This is a genomic window from Tahibacter caeni (genome assembly GCF_024609805.1).
GTDB classification, from domain to species: Bacteria; Pseudomonadota; Gammaproteobacteria; order Xanthomonadales; family Rhodanobacteraceae; genus Tahibacter; species Tahibacter caeni.
Genome location: NZ_JANFVR010000519.1, coordinates 1 through 2222 on the forward strand (window position 1 = coordinate 1; position 2222 = coordinate 2222).

Genomic DNA, 2222 nt, shown 5'->3' on the forward strand with positions numbered 1-2222 from the left:
CGCAGCGCCGCTGCCGGCGCACCGCTGGTTCGCCGCGCAGGCGGCGGCGCGGCCGCAGGCCGTCGCGCTCGAGTACGGAAACCGGGAAGTCACCTACGCCGAACTCGACCGGCAGGCCAACCGCATCGCGCACGCGCTGCGCGGACTCGGCGTCGTCGCCGACGACCGCGTCGCGCTGTGCCTCGAACGCAGTGTCGCGCTGGTCGCCGCCGTGCTCGGCGTGCTCAAGGCCGGCGCCGCCTATGTGCCGCTGGATCCGGACTATCCGGCGGCGCGGCTCGCCTATGTGCTGCGCGACAGCGCGCCGCGCGTGCTGCTCGTGGAGTCGGCGCGGGACGGCGCAGCCGTCGTGCAGCAGGCGAGGGCGCAGTCGGTCGCCGTGCTCGCGCTCGACCATGCGTCGGTCGCGTCGCAGCCGGCGCACGATCCGGACGTGGCCGTGTCGCCGCGGCAGCTGGCCTACGTGATCTATACCTCGGGTTCGACCGGCCAGCCCAAGGGCGTGATGATCGAGCACGCGAGCCTGAGCCATTACCTGCGCTGGGCCGTGCGCTGCTATGCGCACGAGGAGCCGTGCACGGCGATCGTCTCGTCGCCGCTCGCGTTCGACGCCACGGTGACGAGCCTCTACCTGCCGCTGCTGACCGGCGGCCGCGCGGTGCTGCTGCGCGCCGGCGATGAACTGGATGGGCTCGAGACGCTGCTGCGCAGCGGCCGGCGCATCGATGTCGTGAAGATCACGCCGGTGCATTGGCGCGAGCTCGGACAGCGTCTCGCGGCCGACGGCGTGCGCTGCGACGTCGGCTGCTTCGTCGTCGGCGGCGAAGCCATGTCCTGGTCCGGCGCGCGGATCTGGCAGGCCGTCGCGCCGGGCGCGCGCATCGTCAACGAATACGGGCCGACCGAGACCGTGGTCGGCTGCAGCATCCGCGAGGTCCGGCCCGGCGAGGCGGGCGAGGGCGACGTGCCGATCGGCCGGCCGATCGCCGACACGCGCCTCTACGTGCTCGATCCGCGGCAGCGGCTGCAGGCGCCGGGCCTGCCGGGCGAGCTGTACATCGCCGGCGCCGGCGTCGCGCGCGGCTACCTCGGCCGCGACGCGCTGACCGCGGAGCGGTTCATCGCCGATCCGTTCGTGCCGGGCGCGCGCATGTACCGCTCGGGCGATCTCGCGCGCTGGCGTGAGGACGGCGAGCTGGACTACCTCGGCCGCGCCGACGCGCAGGTCAAGGTCCGCGGCTACCGCATAGAGCTCGGCGAGATCGAGGCGCGCCTCGACGCTCATCCGCAGATCGAAGCGAGCGTCGTGCTCGCGCACGGCGAGCAGGCCAACCGCCGGCTGGTCGCCTGGTACCGTGCCACCGGCGGCACGACGGTCCCGGCCGACGCGCTGCGCGAGCACCTGCGGCACAGTCTGCCGCCGTACATGATTCCGGCGGCCTTCGTCGGTCTCGCGGCGATTCCGCAGACGCCGAGCGGCAAGGTGGACCGGCAGGCGCTGCAGCGCCTGGCCGTGCCGAGCGAGGATGCCACCGCGCCGCGGCGCGCGCCGCGCACGCCGGCCGAACGCGAGCTCGTCGAACTCTGGGCCGAGGTGCTGCAACGTCCGGCCGCGGCGATCGGCATCGAGGACGACTTCTTCGATCTCGGCGGCCATTCGCTGCTCGCGGTGCGGCTGCTCGCGCGCACGACCGAACGCTTCGGCCGACGGCTGCCGCTCGCGTCCCTGTTCGCCGCGCCGACGATCCGCGCGTTCGCCGAGCATCTGGCCGGCACAGCCGGCGCGGCCTCGCCGATCCTCGTGACGATCCAGCCCGGCGACGCGGCCACGGCGCTGTTCGCCGTGCCGGGCGCCGGCGGCAACGTGCTGTCCCTGCGCGGCCTCGCGCGCGCGTTCGGACCGCGCCAGGCGTTTCACGGACTGCAGAGCCTCGGACTCGACGGCGCGGCACCGGCGCACAGCGTCGAGCAGGCCGCGACGGCCAACATCGCGGCGTTGCGCGGGATCCGGCCGCGCGGGCCGTACCGGCTGATCGGTCATTCCTACGGCGGCACCGTCGCGTTCGAGATGGCGCGGCAGCTGCAGGCGCAGGGCGAGCAGGTCGCCGCGCTGGTCCTGCTCGACGCCCACGCGCCGGGCACGCCGCGCGCCGCTTCGGATCCCGCCGGCGAACTGGCCGAGTGGCTGCTCGGCCAGGCCGCTGCCGACGGCGTCGCCGTGC

General features: G+C 74.7%; 1 protein-coding gene. It reads left to right on the forward strand.

Translation table 11 applies throughout. The annotated features are described in order from the left end of the window. Positions 1 to 2222 (forward strand): non-ribosomal peptide synthetase (locus NON22_RS23360; protein WP_257389387.1); only part of this gene is annotated, 2222 nt, incomplete at both ends.